This window comes from Myxococcus sp. AS-1-15, from assembly GCF_020037055.1.
Lineage (GTDB): Bacteria > Myxococcota > Myxococcia > Myxococcales > Myxococcaceae > Myxococcus > Myxococcus fulvus.
The window spans coordinates 408210-426253 of record NZ_JAIQDF010000004.1 but is presented as its reverse complement, the minus strand read 5'-3'; the positions used below and the strand labels follow the sequence as shown (position 1 = coordinate 426253).

Below are 18044 nucleotides of genomic sequence, written 5' to 3'. Positions count from 1 at the left end.
CTGCGGACGAGTGATGTAGCAGGAGACCCTGACACGTCCTCCCCCAGCGAGTGGGGGAGGAGGAGCGCTCCGGCGTCGCCCACGCTAGGGGGACGCGGCAGGTAGGGCTACCCTCCCGACAGGGTGAGCTGTCGGAAGCGGACAGTGGGCGCGCCCACCGTGCCTCCGCGGAACTGGAGGTCGTTCCCCACGCCGTCCAGGTCCTGGAGCATCTTCAACACGTTGCCCGCCACGGTGACCTCCTGCACCGCGTGCGTCAGCTCGCCGTTCTCAATCCACAGGCCGTTGGCTCCCGCGGACAGCTCGCCCGTGACGGGGTTGGCGCCGTGGCCGAGCAGGGACGTGACGTAGAAGCCCCGGTCCACGCCCTTGATGAGCTCCTCGGGCGAGGCCGTGCCCGCCTCCAGGTAGAGGTTGGTGGTGCCGATGCTCGGCAGCGCGTTGTAGCCGCGCTTGGCGTTGCCCGTGGGCCGCGCCTTCGCCTTGCGCGCGGTGAACGCGTCGTAGAGGAAGCTCGACATGACGCCCCGGTCGATGATGGGTGTGCGCCGCGTGGGCACGCCTTCACCGTCGAAGGGCGCGGTGGCGAGGCCTCGGGGCAGCAGGCCGTTGTCCACCAGCGTGACGTGCTCGGAGGCCAGGCGCTTGCCCTTGAGCGAGGCCAGCATGCTGGCCTGCTGGTGCACGGCGTTGCCGCTGGCGGCCTTGGCCACGCCGGACATGAAGGACGCGGTGACGAGCGGGTCGAACAGCACCGGCACCTGCTGCGTCTTCACGCGCCTGGCGCCCAGCATCCGCACCGCGCGACGCGTCGCCTCGCGGCCGATGGACTCGGGCGACTCCAGGTCACCCAGGAAGCGCTTGTAGTCGAGCCAGTAGCCCTTCTGGAGCTGCCCGTCCGCGGCCGCCACGGGCATGGCGTACATGAACACGTACGTGCCCGAGTAGCCTCCGGCCATGCCTTCCGACGACGCGACGTAGACCTCCGACACGAAGTCCCCGGCGCCCACCGCGTTGAAGGTGCTGACGCGCGAGTCCTCCGCGCGGCCCGCCTTCTCCATCTCCAGCGCGGCCTTCACCTTCCAGTCGCCGGGCAGGTTGGCCACGGCCTCGTCGTACAGCGCGCCGGTGTCGCCGAAGCGGCCCAGGTCCCGCGCGCCGGGCAGGCCGTTGAGCTTGTTGGGCGCGGCGGCCTCGGCCAGCTTCAGGGCCTGGTCCACGAGCAGGTCGATGCCCGAGGGCTCGAAGTCCGACGTGAAGGCGAACCCGAGCCGGTCCTTCGTCACCACGCGCAGGCCCACGCCCTTGGCGGTGGACTGGGTGAGGTCCTCGATCTGCCCTTCGCGCACGCGCACGGTGCTCTGGCGGCTGACCTCGATGAAGGCCTCGGCCTGGCGGGCGCCCTTCTTGGTGGCGCGCTGGACGATTCGCTTCGCGAGCTTCTGGTAGTCCATGGTGTCGGTGCTCTCTCTTCAGACCTGGGTTCCGCCGACGGTGACATTGTCGATGCGCACGGTGGGCAGGCCCACGCCCACGGGCATCGACTGGCCGTTCTTTCCGCACACGCCCATGCCCGGGTCCGGCTGCGGGTCGCACCCCACGCGGGACACGTTCTTGAGCGCCTCCGGCCCCACGCCGATGAGGATGGCGTTCTTCACCGGACGGCCCAGCTTGCCGTCCTCGATTTGATACGCCTCGCTCACCTCGAACACGAAGTTGCCGTTGCTGATGTCCACCTGACCGCCGCCGAACGTGGCGCAGTACAGCCCGCGCTTCACCTCCTTGAGGATGTCCTCGGGGTGGTGGTTGCCCGGCGCGAGGAAGGTGTTCGTCATGCGCGGAATGGGCAGGTGCTTGAAGGACTCTCGCCGCCCGCTGCCGGTGGAGCGCTGGCCCATCAGCTTCGCGTTGAGGCTGTCGTAGAGGTAGCCCTTGAGCACGCCGTTCTCGATGAGGACCTTGCGCTCACCGGGCGTGCCCTCGTCGTCGATGTTGATGGAGCCGCGCCCGCTGGACACCGTGCCGTCGTCGATGACCGTCACCAGCTCCGAGGCGACCTTCTGCCCCAGCTTGCCGGCGAACAGCGACGTGCCCTTGCGGATGAAGTCCGCCTCCAGGCCATGGCCCACCGCCTCGTGCAGCAGGATTCCGCTCCAGCCCGGCGCCAGCACCACCGTCTGCGGGCCCGCCGCGCAGTCCACCGCGCCCAGCGTGGCCACCGCCTGCCTCGCGGCCTCGCGGCCCACGTCCTCGGGAGGGAACGTCGCCCAGTGGGTGAAGGGCACCCGGCCTCCGCCGCCGTACGAGCCCGTGCGCCGCTCGTTCTTCTTGCCCTGCGCCACGACCTGGATGGACATGCGGCACAAATCCTGGGTGTCCTCGGTGTAGCGGCCCTCGGTGTTGGCCACGGCGATGCGGCGCGTCTGGTCCACGTAGGCGCCGTTGACCTGGGTCACCCGCGAGTCGAACGCGCGGGCGGCCTTGTCCGCGCGGGTCAGCAGGGAGGCCTTGAGGGACACCTCCACGTCGGCCAGCGGGGTGGGGACGCGGTAGTGGCTGGGCACGGCGATGCGTGAGACGGGGAAGGCCCGCTCGGAGCCGGTTCCCTGGGCGATCATCGCCGCGGTGGAGGCGGCCCGCAGCAGCGCGGGCTCGTCCCAGTCGTCGGAGAAGGCGTAGCCCACCTTGCCCCCGGAGATGACCCGCACGCCCACGCCCTGGATGAGGCCCGTCTGGGCGCTCTTGATGCGCGACTCCTCCAGCACGACGCTGGTGCTGTGGGTGCGCTCCACGTAGACCTCGGCGAAGTCTCCGCCGCGCTCCATGGCCACGGCCAGCAGCCGCTCGAGCAGCGCCTGGGGCAGCAGGGGGGCGGGCGCGACGAGGCGGACCGCCAGGGGGGCGAGCTGGGAGGTGGAGGCACGCCGGGCCGGCGCGGACACTCGGGGCATTTTGCGGGACTCCCTCGGTGAATCGTTGGGGGTGTGGGAACCTACATAGGAGGGGGAAACGTCCTGAGCAACGGACAATGGCCCCGCTTCTTTCCCCAAGGGCGGGCTTGTCGCATTCCCACCGTGGTGGCGCCGCTTTAAGATGCCGGACGTTTCGGAGACCTGGACCCGACCCCATGCCTGCTCGTCCTCCATCCCCCCCTCGCCCTGGTGCCGGAGGTAAGCCCTCATCCCGGGGCCGCCCTCCGCGCGAGGTGTCCTCCGACGAGGACTTCGCCGCGCCACCCTCCGGAGACGAGGGCCAGCCCGACGGCCCCGCCAACCCGGAGCTCTACGGGGACGCCGAGCCGCCGCGCTCGCGCACGGACGAGACGCGGGTGGCCTCGGTGTCCGACGTGCGCGAGGAGTCCCGGCGTCGCCAGGAGGAGGAGGACGACAACGCGGACGCCACGCGCGCCGGGCCGCCGGTGCAGATGCTGGTGCTGGCGGGGCCGGACCGCGGGCGCAAGAAGCGCTTCCAGGGCGTGCGCATGGTGGTGGGGCGCGGCAAGGACTGCGACTTCGTGCTGGATGACCAGTCCGTGTCGCGCCGGCACCTGGAGCTCATCTACGGCCAGGGCGGCGTGGCGATGCGAGACCTGGGCAGCATCTCCGGCACCCAGGTGAATGATCAGCGCGTGGAAGAGTGCACCCTGAAGCACGGGGATGAGATCGCCATCGGCAAGACGCGCCTTCGCTTCGTGGACGAGGCGGAGCAGATCAAGGAGCTGCGCGCGCAGGCGGAGGCCCGCGAGGCGGAGGAGAAGCGCGAGCGCGAGGAGGCCGCGAAGGACCGCGACGAGGCGCGCAAGGCGGCGGGTGCGTCCCGGGGCACCGACGTGGACCCGAATGATCCGCGGCTCAACGAGGCGACCAACGCCAACTACCGGATGCCGGACGAGCTGAAGGAGAAGAACCGCGACGCCAGCGGCGTGAAGAAGGGCAAGGGCGCCATCGCGATTCCCCGGCCGCGTCCGCCTCCGCGCAGCGCCGTCACCGGCGGCGGAGGGAACTCGAAGGCGAAGCTGCTCATCGGCGTGGGCGGTGGCGTGGTGGTGCTGCTCATGCTGGGGCTGATGCTCATCCCCTCGGGACCGCCGCCCCCGCCTCCGGTGGACCCCAACGTGGAGCGCTCGAAGCTCCTGATGCAGAAGGCGCGCGAGGCGGTGCGCTCGGACGACTTCGCTGGCGCGGTGAAGCTGGTGGAGGAGGCGGAGAAGCTGCGCCCGGGCGCGGACGACGAAGGCCTGGGCAAGGCGGCGGCGAAGGAGCTGCTCGTGCAGCAGTCCTTCCAGGCCGTGCGCGAGCTCATCGACGCCAACGACTTCGAGGGGGCCCGCCAGAAGCTGTCCGAGACGCCCCAGGGCACCGCCAAGACGGACGACGTGCGGCGCAAGCTGGAGCAGGAGGTCAAGACGAAGGACGAGCTGTGGCGCATCCAAAAGATGGAGGAGGCGCTCGCGGCGCGTGACGTCGCCACGGCCCAGTCGCTGCTGGAGCAGGTGCCGGAGCTCAACCGGCCCGCGTACTCGCAGAAGCTGCAGGACCTGCAGGCGGAGCTGGCCAAGGAGGCCCGGGACAGCGCGGTGCGGGACAGGGCCAGCCGGGAGCGCAACGAGGAGCGGGCCAAGGAGGAGCGCAAGCGCTTCATCGCGGAGGCCTTCACGGACGTGGAGCGGCGCTTCAACGGCGGCGACTACCAGCGCGCGGTGCTCGAGTGCGACCGCGTGGTGGAGAAGTACAAGGCGGACAAGGACGTGAAGGACCGCTCGCGCCAGCTCAAGACGCTCATCCCCCAGTTCCAGCGCGCGCTGGACGACGCGCAGAAGAAGCTCGCGTCCAATGCGCTGGAGTCCGCGTCCAAGCCCCTGCGTCGCGCGGCGGAGCTGTACCGGCAGATCGGCTTCGATGGTTCACTGGGGCGGACGCTGGACGAGCAGCTCGCGTCGGCGGCGCTGGCGGCGGGGCAGGCGGCGCTGAAGAAGGGGGACCTGGCGGCGGCGGGCAGCAACTTCCGCGAGGCCCTGCGCCTCAACCCGGGAGATCGTCGGGCGCGGGATGGCCTGGACGACCTGAGCAAGAAGGTGGAGGAGCTGTACATGCGCGCGTATATCGAGCGCGACCGGGACCCTCGCTCCGCCGCGGAGAAGTTCAAGGTCGTCATCGAGACGGCGGCCGAGGGTTCGGATACGAAGCGCAAGGCCGAGATGTACCTGAGCGAGATACAGCCGTGAGGCGCTCGCCAACAACGTTCGTACGTGGAGAGATGGGATGAGCGAGTCGTCGCTGCGTGAGCTCGGGATGGACCTCATCGAGGAGCGCCAGTTCGAGCGCGCCCTCGCCGTGTTCGCGGAGGCGGTGCGCCGGGTCCCCGCCGACCACCGCTCCCGGATGATGGCGTCCCGGTGTCTGGCCGAGCTGGGCGAGCGCGAGCGCGCCGTCACGTCGTACCACGCGACGGCCGAGGGCCTCTTGCGTCGCGACTACCTGCTGTCCGCGATGGCCGCGTGCAAGCTGGGGTTGGACCTGGCGCCCAACGAGCGGCGGTTGAAGGAGACGCTGATCCGCGTCCACTCGCGCGCGGTGCGCAGCGCGCCGGGTCGCGCCGTGGTGCCGCCGCCCCTGCCGCCCGAGACGCTGTACGACGGGAAGGTGGAGACGGACCTGATGGGGCTGGCTGGAGAGGAGCTCTCCAACCGCGCCATCGAGGTGCTGGCCGCGCCGGATCCGGGTGGCTCCGCGGATCCGAACAGCCGTCCTCCGCTGCCGCTGTTCGCGGCCCTGGACCGGGACGCGTTCATCGACCTGGTGGGCCGCATGGCGTGGCGCCGGGTGCGTCCCGAGGAGGTGGTGAGTCGCGAGGGCGAGCCCGCCGACCACCTCTACGTGCTCGTCGCCGGCAAGGCGGAGGTGACGCGGCAGATGGAGGGTGAGGCGCGCACGCTGGGCTTCCTCGGCGGCGGCTCCATCTTCGGGGAGATTGCTCTTTTGACGGGCGCGCCGCCGACGGCGACGGTGTCCGCGGTGTCCGACACGGAGGTCTTCGAGATCCGCCGCGAGCACCTCAACGCGGTGGCCAAGAGCCACCCGGCGGTGCCGCAGGTGTTGGCGGACTTCGCGCAGCAGCGCATGGCGCGGAACCTGATGGCCACCTCGCCCATGTTCCAGACGCTGCCGGAGTCGGAGCGGGGCGCGCTGCTGCAGCGCTTCACCTTCCGCGCGCTGCAGGGGCACGAGAAGGTGCTGGTGGAGGGCGAGCACTCGCCGGGGCTGTTCCTGGTGCTGGCCGGTGAGCTGGTGGTGCAGAAGGAGGACCCGGCGGGCGGCACGGTGACGCTGGGCGTGCTGCGCGAGGGTGATGTGGCGGGGGAGATTTCGCTGCTGACGGGGCTGCGCGCCTCGGCGACGGTGGTGGCCACGCGCAAGACGGCGGCGGCGTTCCTGGAGCGCAACGCGTTCCATGCGCTGGTGCAGGCCTTCCCGCACATCCGGACGTACCTGGAGCAGCTCTCGGACCGGCGGCTGAAGCAGATTGGCGAGGCGCTGCGGCCCGCCGAGATCATCGACGCGGACGAGCTGGTGCTCGAGCCCGAGGCGGCGTGAGGAGCACATGGTGACGTTGTCGCGTTCGCGGGTGGTGGGCGTGGCGCTGGCGTTGGTAGCGGCCGGAGCGGTGCTCTATTTCTGGCCGCGCCACGAGCCCGGTGTCCCGGAGGCCGTCACGCGTCAGGTCATCACGATGACGCGGGCCGCGGAGGCCAAGGACATCAGCAAGGTGATGGAGGGCGTGTCCGAGCGCTTCAAGACGGACGGCGGCATGGACTCGCGGCAGGTGCGCGGCATCCTCACCGGGCAGGTGCTGCGCGGTCAGTGGGTCCGCATCTTCACCACGAACCTGGAGGTCCACGAGGTCTCGCCCACGCAGGGTGACTTCCAGGCGCGCTTCATCTTCGGCCGCTCGCAGGCGGAGAGCGTCAAGGACCTGGCGGCCGACAGCGTGCTGAACGCGTACCTCATCGAGGGGACATTCGAGAAGGAAGCCGACGGCGAGTGGCGCGTGGTTCGCGCGAAGTACCGGCCGCTCGAGGCGACGGAGTTGCTGTAGCCGCTCGCAGCGGGCGCTTCACTGGAGCAGGGCGCCCGTCTCGTTCAGCCAGGCCTTGGCCATGGCGCCCTGGCCCGCGGACTCCAGGCCCTTCTTCACTGTGTCGATGCGCGAGGCCAGCTCCTCGCGAGGCATGCCCTGCGCCCGCGCGCGCACCAGCCCGAAGTAGTAGTGCTGGCAGCCCGCCGCGTACGCGCTCTGCGCGAAGAGCAGGTCGCCCATGGCGGTGTATGCCTCCGGCAGTGAGCCCGCGCCCGTGTCCGGCGCGATCACCGCGAGCAGCGCCTTGGCGCCCTCGTAGTCCTTGCGCCGCACCAGCAGCGCGCCCTTGGCGTACTGCGCCTTTGCCAGCCCCACGCCCTTGGCGGCGATGGCCTTGTCGTAGGCGACGAGCGCGTCGTCCTGCCGCTCCGCCGCCTCCAGCAGCCCGCCGCGCGCCAGCCAGTAGCGGCCGTCCTGCTCCAGCAGCGGGACCTTCTTCCCGTCCGCGGACGCCACCTGGATGGCCCCGAACGCGCCCTCATACGCATCCAGCAGCGCCAGCGCGCCCGTGGTGTCACCCGAGGCCTGCAAGCTGCGAGCGCCGTCCAGGTAGAGCAGGGGCGCCGTCTTGCGCTTCTCCACCGCGGCCTCGAACGCCCCCCGCGCCTCGGGCACCTTGCGCGCCGCCAGCGCCCGAGCCCGGGCGAACAGGGCATGCACGTCATCCGGCACGGCCTTCAGCGCCGCGTCGGCCTCCTGGAGCGCCTGGTCCGCGGCGCCACGCGACAGCGCGAGCTCCGCCTTCAGCGCCCCAGCGCGCGACGTCAGCGCGGGCGTCAGCTCCGCCTGCTTCTCCTGCGCCGTGGCGAGCGCGCGCTCGGCCTCCTCCAGCTTCTTGCCCTGATACGCGTGCGCCAGCCCCATGCCCAGCCGAGCCATCAGGTGGTCCGGGTTCACGCTCGTCGCCTTCTCGAACGCCTCCACCGCCTGGGCGGGCTGTCCCTCGTCCAGCAGCGCCTCCCCGTACGCCGTGGTGAAGCGCGGATCCCGATACGCGTTCTCCGCCGCGCGGGCGAAGGCCTGACGCGCGCCGGGCAGGTCCCCCTTCGCCTGCAGCGTGAACGCCTGCGCCAGCGTGAGCCGGGGGCTGTTGGCCCCTTGCGCCTGCAGGTCCGCCAGGTACTTCTCCGCCTCGGCCGTCTTGCCCTCCGCGAGCAGATGCAGCGCGCGGGCGCCATGCCGTTCACCGGAGCGCGAGTCGAGCGCCTCGGCCCGGGCCAGATACTCACGGGCCCGCGCATCCGCGCCGGGCTGATGGTGCTCCAGCCACAGCACCGTCTGGATGTCGGCGGCCAGCGCCTGCGCGTCGCGGGCGTCGGAGTCCAACTGGAAGAGCTTCTCCAGCTCCGCCATGGCGCGCGTCAAGTCGGACGGATTGCCTCGCAGCGCGGCGGCGCGGGCCGCGCGCAGGTGCTCCTCCGTCTCCTTTCGCACCGTTCCCCGGTGGACGAAGTAGGCCACGGCGCCCGCGAGCACCACCGCCACCACCGCCACCTGCGCCAGCGCGCTCTTCCAACTCTCGCGTCGCTTCCAGTCGCCGTGACCTTCGGTGCTCATGGACCTGTCTCCCCGCGCTGGAGTTGGATGCTATTAGGTACGCCCCTCGCGGGTGTCAATGGACGGAGCCCGGAGCACGGGAGGAGTGAGCAATGGCGGTCCACACGGTGCTGTCCCCCGACGTCTTCACGCGCATCGCAGAGACCTTCGGGCTGGGAAACGTGCTCGGCGTGACGCCCATCCCCCAGGGCTCCATCAACACCAACCACCGGTTGGAGACCGACACCGGCCGCTACTTCGTCCGCCACACGACGGTGCGCTCCTCGGACGACCTGCGCTTCGAGTCCGCCCTGCTCGCGCACCTGGCCGCGCACCACTTCCCCTCGCCCGTGCAGCTCACCACGCGCGAGGGCGCCACCTTCGTCGAGTTCGCGGGCGGCCGCGTGAGCGTCTTCCGCTGGCTCCCCGGTGAGGAGAAGCGCCACCCGGGCCTCACCGCCGAGCACCTGGAGCGGCTGGGCACCGAGCTGGGCAAGCTGCACCGCGACACCCAGTCCTTCGGCGGCAGCCGCGAGAACCCGTACTCTCCCCAGGTGGTGCGCGGGTGGCTGGTGGAGCTGGCGCGCCACCCGGACCCGACGCTGTCATCGCTCTCAGGGGAGCTGGAGGGGATGCTCACCCACGCGGAGTCACGGCGACAGGGCCTGGAGCCGCTCGGCGTCATCCACGCGGACCTCTTCACCGACAACGTGAAGTGGCTGGGCGACAGCGTGGGCGCCTTCTTCGACTTCGAGATGGCCTGCCGCGAGGCCTATGGCCTGGACCTGGTCATCACGTTGAACGCGTGGTGCTTCGACGGCGGGCAGTACCTGCCGGAGCTGTGTCGCGCGCTGCTGCGCGGCTACCAGGATGTCCGCCCGCTGGCCCCGGTGGAGCGCGAGAGCCTCTTCGGCCACGCGCTCTTCGGGGCGGTGCGCTTCACCGCGAGCCGCATCCGGGACTACCACCTGTCCGCGCTGCCCGCGGACAAGCTGGTGCGCAAGGACTACCGCACCTACCTGACCCGGGCCCGCGCGCTCACGGCCATGGGGCCCCAGGGCTACGCGGCGCTCCTGGGGCTGTGAGACCTCAGATGCCGGTGAGGATCTTCCACTGGTTGCCCTCGAGCCGGAACACCATCTGCTCCAGCTCCGCCTCCTTCTGCGGGCGCGAGGTGAGGCCGGGCATCCGGAAGTTCAGCTTCCAGTAGTAGATGGCCGTGGCGATGTCCTTGCCCACCTGGACCTTGCGCACCTCCATCTCCACCTTGGGCGACTGGAGCTGCGGGAAGAGCGTCTCCAGGTACGGGCCCAGGTTCGCCGCGGTGAGGTCGTCCTCGGGATCACTCGGCGTGCCGGCGTCCTCGCGGAAGTCCTTCGACACCAGCGCCTGGATGGCGTGGGCGTCGCGTGCCTCGATGGCAGACCGATAGGCCTCCATCACTGCCAAAATGGCGCGGGTCTCGTCGGTGTCGTCGATTTCAGTGCCGGGGATGCGCTTCGGAGCGCAGGCGGCCAGGAGGGTCAGGGCGCAGATGGCGAGGAAGCGGTAGAGCATGGCGGGGCCTTACGAAGACAATGCGGAGGAAGTCAACCCATTCCCCACGGCCCCGCCTGCACTTCGCGTGCCTCAGCCCTTGCGGATGACCTCGGAGATGAAGCGGTTGAGGACGGGAATCTCGTTGTCGAGGATCTTCAGGCCCTCGCCCTGGATGACCTTCTCGCCGATGAGCGCCAGGGGCTTCATCAGGAAGGGCAGCTTGAGGGAGATTTCACCGTCCAGCGAGCGCTCCGTCTGGCCCGCGCCCAAATCACGGAAGCGCAGCGTGCCCGTGTTCACCAGCATCTTGGAGATGGTGTGGGACGTGGGCACGTTGGTGAACGTGAGCTCCTTGCGGCGCTTGTCGTAGGTGGACGACTCGATGAAGGCGAACCACTCGGGGGGCACGCGCTTGGGGCCGATGCTCTCGATGACGGGCTTGGGGCGGTAGCGCACCCGGCGGCGGACCACGTCACCCTCGGCCTTCACCTCGAGCGGCTGGAGCTCCAGCAGCACGCCATGGTGCTTGAGCAGGAACTCGAAGTACCGCTCGTCGAGGAGCGCGCGCTCCACCTCGTCCACCGTCCCCTGGATTCGCTGCCTCGTCTCGAACCGCATCGCTTCCCTCCTGATGACCTGGCTCGTCGCCGCTGTGTGGGCTGCCTGCCTAGCGGAAAGCGCGGCTAGCGGAAAGCCTGTCGTGGCACGAGCACGCCCCGGAAGGTCTTCTCCTCGAAATCACACCGCTCCACCCACTCCAGGGCGGTGGCCTTGAAGGCCGTGCCGAAGTCCGGGAGGACACCCACCTCGTGGCGCACCGCGCCGCAGTCGCCCGAGAGATAGGAAGCCTCCACCTTCAGGCGCAAGGCCTCGCGGCGCAGGGACAGGGGCAGCGAATCGTCCGACAGCGCACGTTGCAGCGACTCGCCGGCCAGGACGGGGGAGCCCACCTGCTGCAGCCTGCGGCCCAGCAGGTAGTTGAGGTACGGGTCCGAGGGCAGGGCCTGCAGGGCGCGCGACAGGAGCAGGAGCCGCAGCTCCTCCTTGGGCGCCAGGAAGTACGCGTCGATGCCGGCGCGGCGCGCCGTGGACTCCAGCGCGGCGAGCTTCACCTGGGCGGTGCGCGTCAAATCCGGTGTGGCGTCCAGGGTTAGCACCGTGTCCAGGTGCGCGCGGGCCTGCTCGGGTCGCTCGCGCCGGGTCTCCACGTCGGCCAGCGCCATGGCCACCTCGGCCTCGGAGACATTCTGGCCCTTCACCTTGCCCGCGAGCGTGGTGAGCACGGTGGTGGCTTCGTCGTAGCGCTCCAGCGCGGAGAGGGCGGCGGCCTCGCCCAGGCGGTAGGCGGGCTCCTCGGGCTGGAGGGTGGCGGCGCGGGTGTAGCGCTCCAGCGCGTCCGACGGGTCCGTCACGAGCGAGGCGCGGGCGGGCTCGGTGAGGCGGGCCACCTCGCGCGCACAGGCGCGGCTGAAGAGGCTGCCAGCGCGGAAGCGCGCGAAGGCGCGGGCCACGGCGGCGTCGTCCAGGGGCAGGGCGTCGACATGTCGCTCCCACTCACCGACGAGCTCGTCGAGGGGCCGCCCATAGGCCTCCTGGAAGTCCGCGTGCGCGTAGAGCGCGCGCAGCCTGTCCGAGCCATAGGTGTCAGCGAGGTACAGGAGGAAGGAGCCCGCGACGGTGTACGCGCGCGCGGGGGCGGATTGGTAGAAGCCCTCCGGCCCCATCAGCTTGCGCATGTCGGGCGCCAGCTTCTGACGGCGCATGCCCGCGGCCCACTGGTGCAGCGTGAGGTCCCCCTGCGCGGGGCCGTCCGCGGCGACGGCGAACCCCTCGATGACGCCCATGAGGGGCCACAGGCCCAGGCGCGTGGTGACGCGGAAGGGACCGCTGCCAGCGGGCGCGGCCATGACGTGGGCCAGCTCGTGGTGCAGCGTGGAGTGGGGGAAGGGCTTGTCCTGGATGTGCAGCTCGTGGCGCCAGGGCTTCGCGTACTGCGTGCGGCCGGCGCCCACCAGCCGCTGCTTCTCCTCCTCGTTGCGATACAGCCACACGCGGATGCGCTCGGTGGGGGCCACGCCCAGGAAGCGCTGGACCTGTGTCCAGCGGAACTCCATGTCGCGGGCCATCCGGTCCACGTCCTCGCGCGACTTGCCCCGGGGGTAGTGCAGCCGGAAGTGCTCCGTGTCGCGCACGCCGCCCAGCGTCTCGGCCAGGTACGCGTCCGTCATCCGGGTGCGCAGCTGGGGCCCCTTCACCTCCAGGAAGCCGATGGCCACGGCGGGCAGCAGCAGCCCCACCAGGACGCCCACGCGCGGGGCGGCTCTCGACAGGTGCCCCGAGTCCACCTGGAGGAACGCGGCGGCGAGGCCCGCGAGGACCCAGGCCCACAGGAGCGTCTCCAGCCGGAACCAGCCGAGCGCGGGCGTCATCACCAGCGCCTCGTCGTAGAGGGGGCCGGGGAGATGTCCCAGGTAGTGGTTGAAGGCGAAGACCTGGGGCCCGGCGACGATGGGCCACACCGTGGGCACCAGCGACAGCAGGACCAGGAGCACATGCATCCCCACGCCCCGGGAGGGACGGCGGGCCCCCAGGCCACACAGCACCCCCGAGGCCGAGGCCAGCACGGCCGAGGGGAGGGTGAGCATGGGATAGAAACCCACCAGCTCGAATGGATCACACGCCGTGCGTAGCCACGCGAAGACGGTGGAGGTGAGGAAGGGGGGCACCAGCGCCGCCACGTTGAGGACCAGGGCCGCACCCAGGGCGCGGGTCACGGCGGTGCCGGGGGCGTCCGGGCGGAGGGCGCCGGGGGGGCGGGGCTCCTGGCCGAGGAGGATCCGACGCTCCTGGGCGGCGGCGGCCACGCCCGTCCCCCCGCCGAGCAGCCCCACGGCGATGGCCAGGGCCAGGCCCAGCTCGAAGCCGGGGACGCCGAAGAGGGGGAGGAGGACGAGCGTCGAGCCTCCGCCCGCCAGGAGGAGCAGGGGGGCCAGGACGGCCGGGCGACGCATCAAGGCGCGGGCACGGGTGAGGACTTGCTCCATGGCCTCCCCTATACTCCCGGGCCGCATGTCCGAACAGAAGACAGGTCCCGAGCACCGCCAGCACGGGCGCGCGCCCATCGAGCTGAAGGTCGACTACAAGAAGCTCAACTCGTTCTTCGCGGACTACACGAAGAACATCAGCAAGGGCGGCACGTTCATCAAGACGAAGAAGCCGCTGCCCATCGGCACGCGCTTCCTCTTCAAGTTGACGGTGCCCCACCGGGAGGCGCCGTTCGAGTTGCTGGGCGAGGTCGTCTGGTCCAAGGCGGACGGCGACGAGCCGGGCATGGGCATCCGGTTCATCTACAGCAGCGACACGCAGCGGGTGGAGTTCGAGACCGTGGTGGAGCGGCTGATGTCCGACAGCCTGGGGCCCGAGCTGACCGAGAAGCTGCTCAACAAGCCGCTGCACCCCCAGCACCCATGAAGACCTCCCGTCGGCTCGGCCTGGTCCTCCTGTCGCTCGCGCTCTGCGCCTGTCAGCAGGAGGCGCAGGGCCGGCAGCCCTCGTCCACGCCTCCCGCGCCCGTGAAGCCTCCCGTCACCGACGTCACCGCGAAGGACTACGTGGGCCCCACGCTGCCGCGCGCGCACGTGCGGCTCAAGGACGCCTTCGGTGGGGTGCATCGGGTGGAGGTGGAGGTGGCCGCCACGCGCGACTCGCGAGAGCGCGGGATGATGTGGCGCACGGAGTTCGCCGAGGGCAAGGGGATGCTGTTCCTGTTCCCCCAGGAGTCGATGCAGGGCTTCTGGATGCGCAACACGCTCATCCCGCTGGACATCATCTTCATCACCGCGGACCTGCGCATCGCGGGCATCGTGTCGCGCGCGGTGCCCAGGTCGATGGAGACGCGCTCGGTGGGCGCGCCCAGCCAGTACGTGCTGGAGGTTCCGGGCGGCTGGGCGGAGAAGGTCGGCTTGCGCAAGGGCTCGCCGGTGGAGTTCGAGGGCGTGTCCAACCTCCGCATCGACCCGTGACGCGCGCGACGTTGCTCGCGCGTGACGTCATGGGGCCGTGACGTGATGAAGAAGTGACGCACTGAACAAGCCGTCGCCACACAGCCTCCTCAGGATGCGCTCGCGTCCGTTCGCCCGCATGCGAGCGCGACGCGAACCCCTGGAGGAAGTGGCTCATGTCTTCTCGTCTGTTGCGGCTCGCGACCGGTGCGGTGCTTCTGGGCAGCTCGTTGTCCTTCGTCGCCTGTGAGGGGGACACGGGCCCCGCTGGCGCGAACGGGCAGGATGGTCAGGATGGCGCGCCCGGCGAGGATGGAGCCCCGGGGGGTGACGGTGGACCGCAACGCGTGGCCGATTCGATGGCCGCTTGGCTGTAAACCCGCTACCAACTCTCCCTCGTCGAGACAGGCGGCTGAGGCGGAGTGTTGGCGCTCCCCGGCAATGGGACTCACGGGCTGAAGATTCATCAACTTCGGGCGATGTTCTTCAACCGCTTCGCATGGTCGCTCGGCGAAATTGCATTCCGATGCAGCGGGTCCCCGTGCCACAGCGGAGTCGGCAACTCTCGCCGGGGCGACGGAGATGGTCGGTTGTCAACGGCCCCACCCATTCGGTATCCCATACGAAAGGCGCTGACAAATGTACGGGCAGAATCGTATGCGAGCCGACCGATACCGTACGCGATCAAGATGCCGGTGGTAGCGGTGAGAGCAACAACGCCGAAAGCGATGGCTTCGATGAGCCCCCATGGGTCGTTACCGCTCACCCGATACGCTGCGACAAAGCCAGCCGCAATTGATGGCAGACCAACGAGTACCCACCGCATGGCGACATGGTGAGTGCTCCATCCCACTGGAGTCAAGATGGTGGGCATGCGGCTGTCTATCGTGGACACCGATGACTTCGGTGCGCCCTTGCCCGAGGGCTTGGTGTTGGGCACGCACTCCAACGACTCGGGTGGACAGACGCCATGGGTCACCATCTTCACGGGCGAGAAGGACGTGCAGGGTGTCTACGGCGACCCCTGAGGGATTGTGGACGTCGAAGAACAACTGGGTCCCCACCGTGCCCGGCATGCAGGCCGGTGCGCCGCGTGCGCTCGACTTCGCGTCGCCCGCGCCCGGCGACATGGTCAGCTTGGACACGCGCTCCACGCACCACAAGGATGGCCACGGCTTCTTCCTCCCGGACGCGTTCCGTCGCGATGCGGGAGGACAGCCGTCGCGCGAGGTGTATCGGCTCAACCTTGCCATCCTGGAGGCGGCGATGACGGTGGACCCGGCGCTGCTGGACGCGGCGAAGTCACGACGCCGGGTGGAGCCGGTGGACGAGCGCGCGGGTGGGGTGGACCTGGATGGAGATGGAGTGCTGGCCCGGGGTGTGGAGGTGGTGCGCGGACTGCCGACCCACTACGCGGGGGCCGCTGCGAAAGTGAAGGTGCGGCGCGACTTCTACCCGCGCGGTGTCGAGTTCCTGCACACCGTGCGGTACGTGGACCCGGATGCGCCCGCGCTGTTGTCCGCGCGGATGAAGGAGGTCCGCTACTCGCGCAAGGACGAGGAGTATGCCGGCGACCAGGTGATGGCGTTCTACGGCGCGGAGCAGGAGAAGAAGATGCGCAACCGGCTGCCCGCGTTCCCGGGCACGCCGGAGCTGGGGCTCATCAACGAGTTCGGCTGGAGACTGCAGGGGTTCATCGAGGACGCGAAGGGCCGGCTGCGCGTGCAGACGATGGAGGAGCACGTGTTCTGCATGGGCTGTCACACGAACCTGGGGGTGACGGTGGACCAGACCTTCGGCTTCCCGCGCAAGGTGCCGGGGAGGGAAGGGTGGCGGCACCAGGACCTGCGTGGCATCGCGGACGTGCCGCAGGCGGGGCACGCGAAGCCGGAGGTGCTCACGTACTTCGAGCGGGTGAAGGGCGGCGACGAGTTCCGCGCCAACGAGGAGTTGCTCGCGCGCTTCTTCGCGGACGGGAAGGTGGATGAGACCTCCGTGCGTCGGGCCTCGGTGGGGGGAGACAAGGACCTGGCGTGGCTGCTGACGCCGTCGCGTGAGCGGGCGCTGGCGCTGGGGCGGGCGTACATGGCGCTGGTTCGCGAGCAGGGCTTCACGAAGGGGCGCGACACGTTGCTGGCGCCGCCGACGAACGTGCTGCCCTCGGTGGAGAACGGCTCCACGGGGCTCGAGGACGCGGGCCTCATCTTCGAGGACGGCCGGCTGCACCTCGCGTGGGAGTAAGTCGCGGGGCTCGTGGCCTCACGCGTGAGCGTCATCGGCGAAGGCGGGTGACGCTCACGCGGACGGAGGTCCTTCACCTCGGCGGAGCGTAGGGGCTCCATCGAGTTCGTGACCGCTGAACTCCGAAGACGCGCCGAGGCGCGAACACGCGCCGGTGCTACCGAGGGTCGAGCATCTGGTTTCAGGTGGTGACGCCTCGCGAGCGGCGTCGCCTTGTCGCGCTGCGACGCGCGGTCGCGGCTTTGGCGCGTCGGACTCCGTGTGTCCGCGCAGTCCCGCTGCTACTTCGCGGCGGGGCGCTCGGCGAGCTCCGTAGCGCGCAGCAGCAACTGCTTCATCGTCACGGTGCCCAGGAACTGTCCCTGCGCATCCGTGACGACCACCGGCTCGTAGACCGCCTCCGGAGGCCGCGCCATCGCGAGCCCCACGAGCGCCGTCACCGCGACCTGGTCCTCGATGATGAGCGAGGGCGCATGCACCGCACTGCCGGGAACCCATGACGCGAGGTTCCGCCGCGTCACCAGCGCCCGGGGCCGAGCACCCTCGAGCACCACCACGTGGTCCGCCTGCGGCGCGTCGCGGAACACGTCGTTCACCGTGTCCACTGTCGCGGACACATCCACCGTCGCGCGCCGGATGACCAGCCCTCCGACCGTCGTGTCATCCGCGCGCTCACGCAGGAGCAGGGCGCGCATCGCCTCGCGCCGCCGCGACTCGAACGCCTCGGCCGGACGCATGGGGCTCGGCGTCGGACGCGCGAGCAGGTAGCCCTGCGCGTGACGGATGCCCAGCCGCAGCAGCACCGTCATCTCCTCCCACGTCTCCACGCCCTCGGCGATGAGGATGGCGTCCACGCTCGACGAGAAGTCCACCAGCGACTTCACCAGGTGCTGCCGGTACGCGTGCAGATGGATGTCCCGCACCAGCGCCTGGTCCAGCTTGATGAAGCGCGGTACGCAGTGCACCAGCGTCACCAGCCCCGAGTGCCCCGCGCCGAAGTCATCCAGCGCGAGCCCGAAGCCCTGCGCCGCGCACTCCCGCGTCAGCCGCTGCAACAGCGCGCCATCCTCGATGACCGCCTTCTCGGTGATCTCCAGCACCAGATGCCGAGGCCCCAACCCATGCCGCTCCAACAGCGCCAGCGTCGAGCCATCCCCGAAGCGAGGATCACTCAGCACATCCGGGCTCACGTTGAAGAAGAACGGCGCGCGACGCTGGTCCTCCGGCAGCTTCGAGATGCAGCGCAGCGCCGATGTCCAGCACGCGCGCTCCAGCTCCCACGTGTAGCCGGAGACCCGCGCGTGCGTGAACAGCTCGTGCGGTGACTCGAGCGAGCCCTGTCCGCGCGACAGCACCTCGTACCCGATGACCTCTCCCGTGCGCAGATCCACGATGGGCTGGAACGCGGAGGTCACCCCAGGCTCGGTGCCGTTCCACAACCAGAGGGGAATCAGACCGGGCTGTCGGACGAGGGGGTGGGTCATGACGGGGCAAATGTTACCTGACGCTACCCACGTCTACAGTTCATGCCTGCGAACCACCACCACAACCACCACTCAGCGTGCGAGACAGCGCCCGTTCCCCCCTCTA

At 70.2% G+C, this 18044-nt stretch carries 15 protein-coding genes; 8 read left to right on the top strand and 7 right to left on the bottom strand.

Translation table 11 applies throughout. The features are described from left to right. Positions 1 to 107: 107 nt before the first annotated feature. A complete protein-coding gene (locus tag K8625_RS14885) occupies positions 108 to 1454 on the bottom strand; it encodes a TldD/PmbA family protein (RefSeq protein WP_223783081.1) in 1347 nt (448 codons plus the stop codon). 18 nt (positions 1455 to 1472) lie between these two features. Continuing rightward, positions 1473 to 2951, bottom strand: a complete 1479-nt coding sequence (locus tag K8625_RS14880; protein ID WP_223783080.1) for a TldD/PmbA family protein — start codon at positions 2949 to 2951, stop codon at positions 1473 to 1475. Positions 2952 to 3205: 254 nt separating this feature from the next. Here K8625_RS14880 and K8625_RS14875 point away from each other — a divergent pair, with 254 nt between their 5' ends. From K8625_RS14875 to K8625_RS14865, 3 genes are read left to right on the top strand one after another with little or no spacing between them, the layout of a single operon-like run. Then, positions 3206 to 5224, top strand: coding sequence for an FHA domain-containing protein (locus K8625_RS14875; RefSeq protein WP_223783079.1), 2019 nt, complete (start codon positions 3206 to 3208; stop codon positions 5222 to 5224). Positions 5225 to 5261: 37 nt separating this feature from the next. Further along, a complete protein-coding gene (locus K8625_RS14870; protein WP_223783078.1) occupies positions 5262 to 6593 on the top strand; it encodes a cyclic nucleotide-binding domain-containing protein in 1332 nt (443 codons plus the stop codon). A gap of 7 nt (positions 6594 to 6600) precedes the next feature. Next, positions 6601 to 7095, top strand: a complete 495-nt coding sequence (locus K8625_RS14865) for a hypothetical protein (protein ID WP_046712773.1) — start codon at positions 6601 to 6603, stop codon at positions 7093 to 7095. 18 nt (positions 7096 to 7113) lie between these two features. Here K8625_RS14865 and K8625_RS14860 read toward each other — a convergent pair whose 3' ends face one another. Further along, positions 7114 to 8694, bottom strand: coding sequence for a tetratricopeptide repeat protein (locus K8625_RS14860; protein ID WP_223783077.1), 1581 nt, complete (start codon positions 8692 to 8694; stop codon positions 7114 to 7116). Between the two features lie 92 nt (positions 8695 to 8786). Between K8625_RS14860 and K8625_RS14855 the strand changes: the two genes are divergently transcribed. Next, positions 8787 to 9758, top strand: a complete 972-nt coding sequence (locus K8625_RS14855; RefSeq protein WP_223783076.1) for a homoserine kinase — start codon at positions 8787 to 8789, stop codon at positions 9756 to 9758. Between the two features lie 4 nt (positions 9759 to 9762). Here K8625_RS14855 and K8625_RS14850 read toward each other — a convergent pair whose 3' ends face one another. From K8625_RS14850 to K8625_RS14840, 3 genes are all read right to left on the bottom strand, one after another. After that, on the bottom strand, positions 9763 to 10230 hold the full coding sequence (locus tag K8625_RS14850; RefSeq protein ID WP_223783075.1) for a nuclear transport factor 2 family protein: 468 nt from the start codon (positions 10228 to 10230) through the stop codon (positions 9763 to 9765). A gap of 72 nt (positions 10231 to 10302) precedes the next feature. Beyond that, complete coding sequence (locus tag K8625_RS14845; RefSeq protein ID WP_223746654.1) at positions 10303 to 10830, bottom strand: hypothetical protein; 528 nt, start codon at positions 10828 to 10830, stop codon at positions 10303 to 10305. 65 nt (positions 10831 to 10895) lie between these two features. Then, on the bottom strand, positions 10896 to 13256 hold the full coding sequence (locus K8625_RS14840; protein WP_223783074.1) for a hypothetical protein: 2361 nt from the start codon (positions 13254 to 13256) through the stop codon (positions 10896 to 10898). Positions 13257 to 13281: 25 nt separating this feature from the next. On the opposite strand from K8625_RS14840, the gene plpQ reads away from it, so the two are divergent. The 4 genes from plpQ to K8625_RS14820 all read left to right on the top strand — a co-directional run bounded on the left by plpQ (position 13282) and on the right by K8625_RS14820 (position 16454). Further along, positions 13282 to 13683 carry a motility regulator PlpA gene (plpQ, locus tag K8625_RS14835; protein ID WP_046712779.1) on the top strand — a complete coding sequence of 134 codons (402 nt, stop codon included), beginning with the start codon at positions 13282 to 13284 and terminating at the stop codon, positions 13681 to 13683. Further along, positions 13680 to 14234, top strand: coding sequence for a DUF192 domain-containing protein (locus K8625_RS14830; protein WP_223783073.1), 555 nt, complete (start codon positions 13680 to 13682; stop codon positions 14232 to 14234). Before plpQ ends, K8625_RS14830 begins: the two co-directional genes overlap by 4 nt. A gap of 851 nt (positions 14235 to 15085) precedes the next feature. Continuing rightward, positions 15086 to 15241, top strand: a complete 156-nt coding sequence (locus K8625_RS14825) for a DUF839 domain-containing protein (RefSeq protein WP_223746657.1) — start codon at positions 15086 to 15088, stop codon at positions 15239 to 15241. After that, the gene (locus tag K8625_RS14820) at positions 15222 to 16454 is read left to right on the top strand and encodes a hypothetical protein (RefSeq protein ID WP_223783072.1); all 1233 of its coding nucleotides are present in this window, start codon (positions 15222 to 15224) and stop codon (positions 16452 to 16454) included. The genes K8625_RS14825 and K8625_RS14820 overlap by 20 nt, the downstream gene beginning before the upstream one ends. A 281-nt stretch (positions 16455 to 16735) precedes the next feature. Here K8625_RS14820 and K8625_RS14815 read toward each other — a convergent pair whose 3' ends face one another. Next, positions 16736 to 17938: an EAL domain-containing protein gene (locus tag K8625_RS14815; protein ID WP_223783071.1), complete on the bottom strand. Its 1203-nt coding sequence runs from the start codon at positions 17936 to 17938 to the stop codon at positions 16736 to 16738. Between the last annotated feature and the right edge of the window lie 106 nt (positions 17939 to 18044).

Excerpts from the sequence above, each read along its gene's own strand:
- K8625_RS14885 (WP_223783081.1), bottom strand. The coding sequence starts at position 1,454 with ATGGACTACCAGAAGCTCGCGAAGCGAATCGTCCAGCGCGCCACCAAG.
- K8625_RS14880 (WP_223783080.1), bottom strand. The coding sequence starts at position 2,951 with ATGCCCCGAGTGTCCGCGCCGGCCCGGCGTGCCTCCACCTCCCAGCTC.
- K8625_RS14870 (WP_223783078.1), top strand. The coding sequence starts at position 5,262 with ATGAGCGAGTCGTCGCTGCGTGAGCTCGGGATGGACCTCATCGAGGAG.
- K8625_RS14865 (WP_046712773.1), top strand. The coding sequence starts at position 6,601 with ATGGTGACGTTGTCGCGTTCGCGGGTGGTGGGCGTGGCGCTGGCGTTG.
- K8625_RS14860 (WP_223783077.1), bottom strand. The coding sequence starts at position 8,694 with ATGAGCACCGAAGGTCACGGCGACTGGAAGCGACGCGAGAGTTGGAAG.
- K8625_RS14855 (WP_223783076.1), top strand. The coding sequence starts at position 8,787 with ATGGCGGTCCACACGGTGCTGTCCCCCGACGTCTTCACGCGCATCGCA.
- K8625_RS14850 (WP_223783075.1), bottom strand. The coding sequence starts at position 10,230 with ATGCTCTACCGCTTCCTCGCCATCTGCGCCCTGACCCTCCTGGCCGCC.
- K8625_RS14845 (WP_223746654.1), bottom strand. The coding sequence starts at position 10,830 with ATGCGGTTCGAGACGAGGCAGCGAATCCAGGGGACGGTGGACGAGGTG.
- K8625_RS14840 (WP_223783074.1), bottom strand. The coding sequence starts at position 13,256 with ATGGAGCAAGTCCTCACCCGTGCCCGCGCCTTGATGCGTCGCCCGGCC.
- plpQ (WP_046712779.1), top strand. The coding sequence starts at position 13,282 with ATGTCCGAACAGAAGACAGGTCCCGAGCACCGCCAGCACGGGCGCGCG.
- K8625_RS14830 (WP_223783073.1), top strand. The coding sequence starts at position 13,680 with ATGAAGACCTCCCGTCGGCTCGGCCTGGTCCTCCTGTCGCTCGCGCTC.
- K8625_RS14825 (WP_223746657.1), top strand. The coding sequence starts at position 15,086 with ATGCGGCTGTCTATCGTGGACACCGATGACTTCGGTGCGCCCTTGCCC.
- K8625_RS14815 (WP_223783071.1), bottom strand. The coding sequence starts at position 17,938 with ATGACCCACCCCCTCGTCCGACAGCCCGGTCTGATTCCCCTCTGGTTG.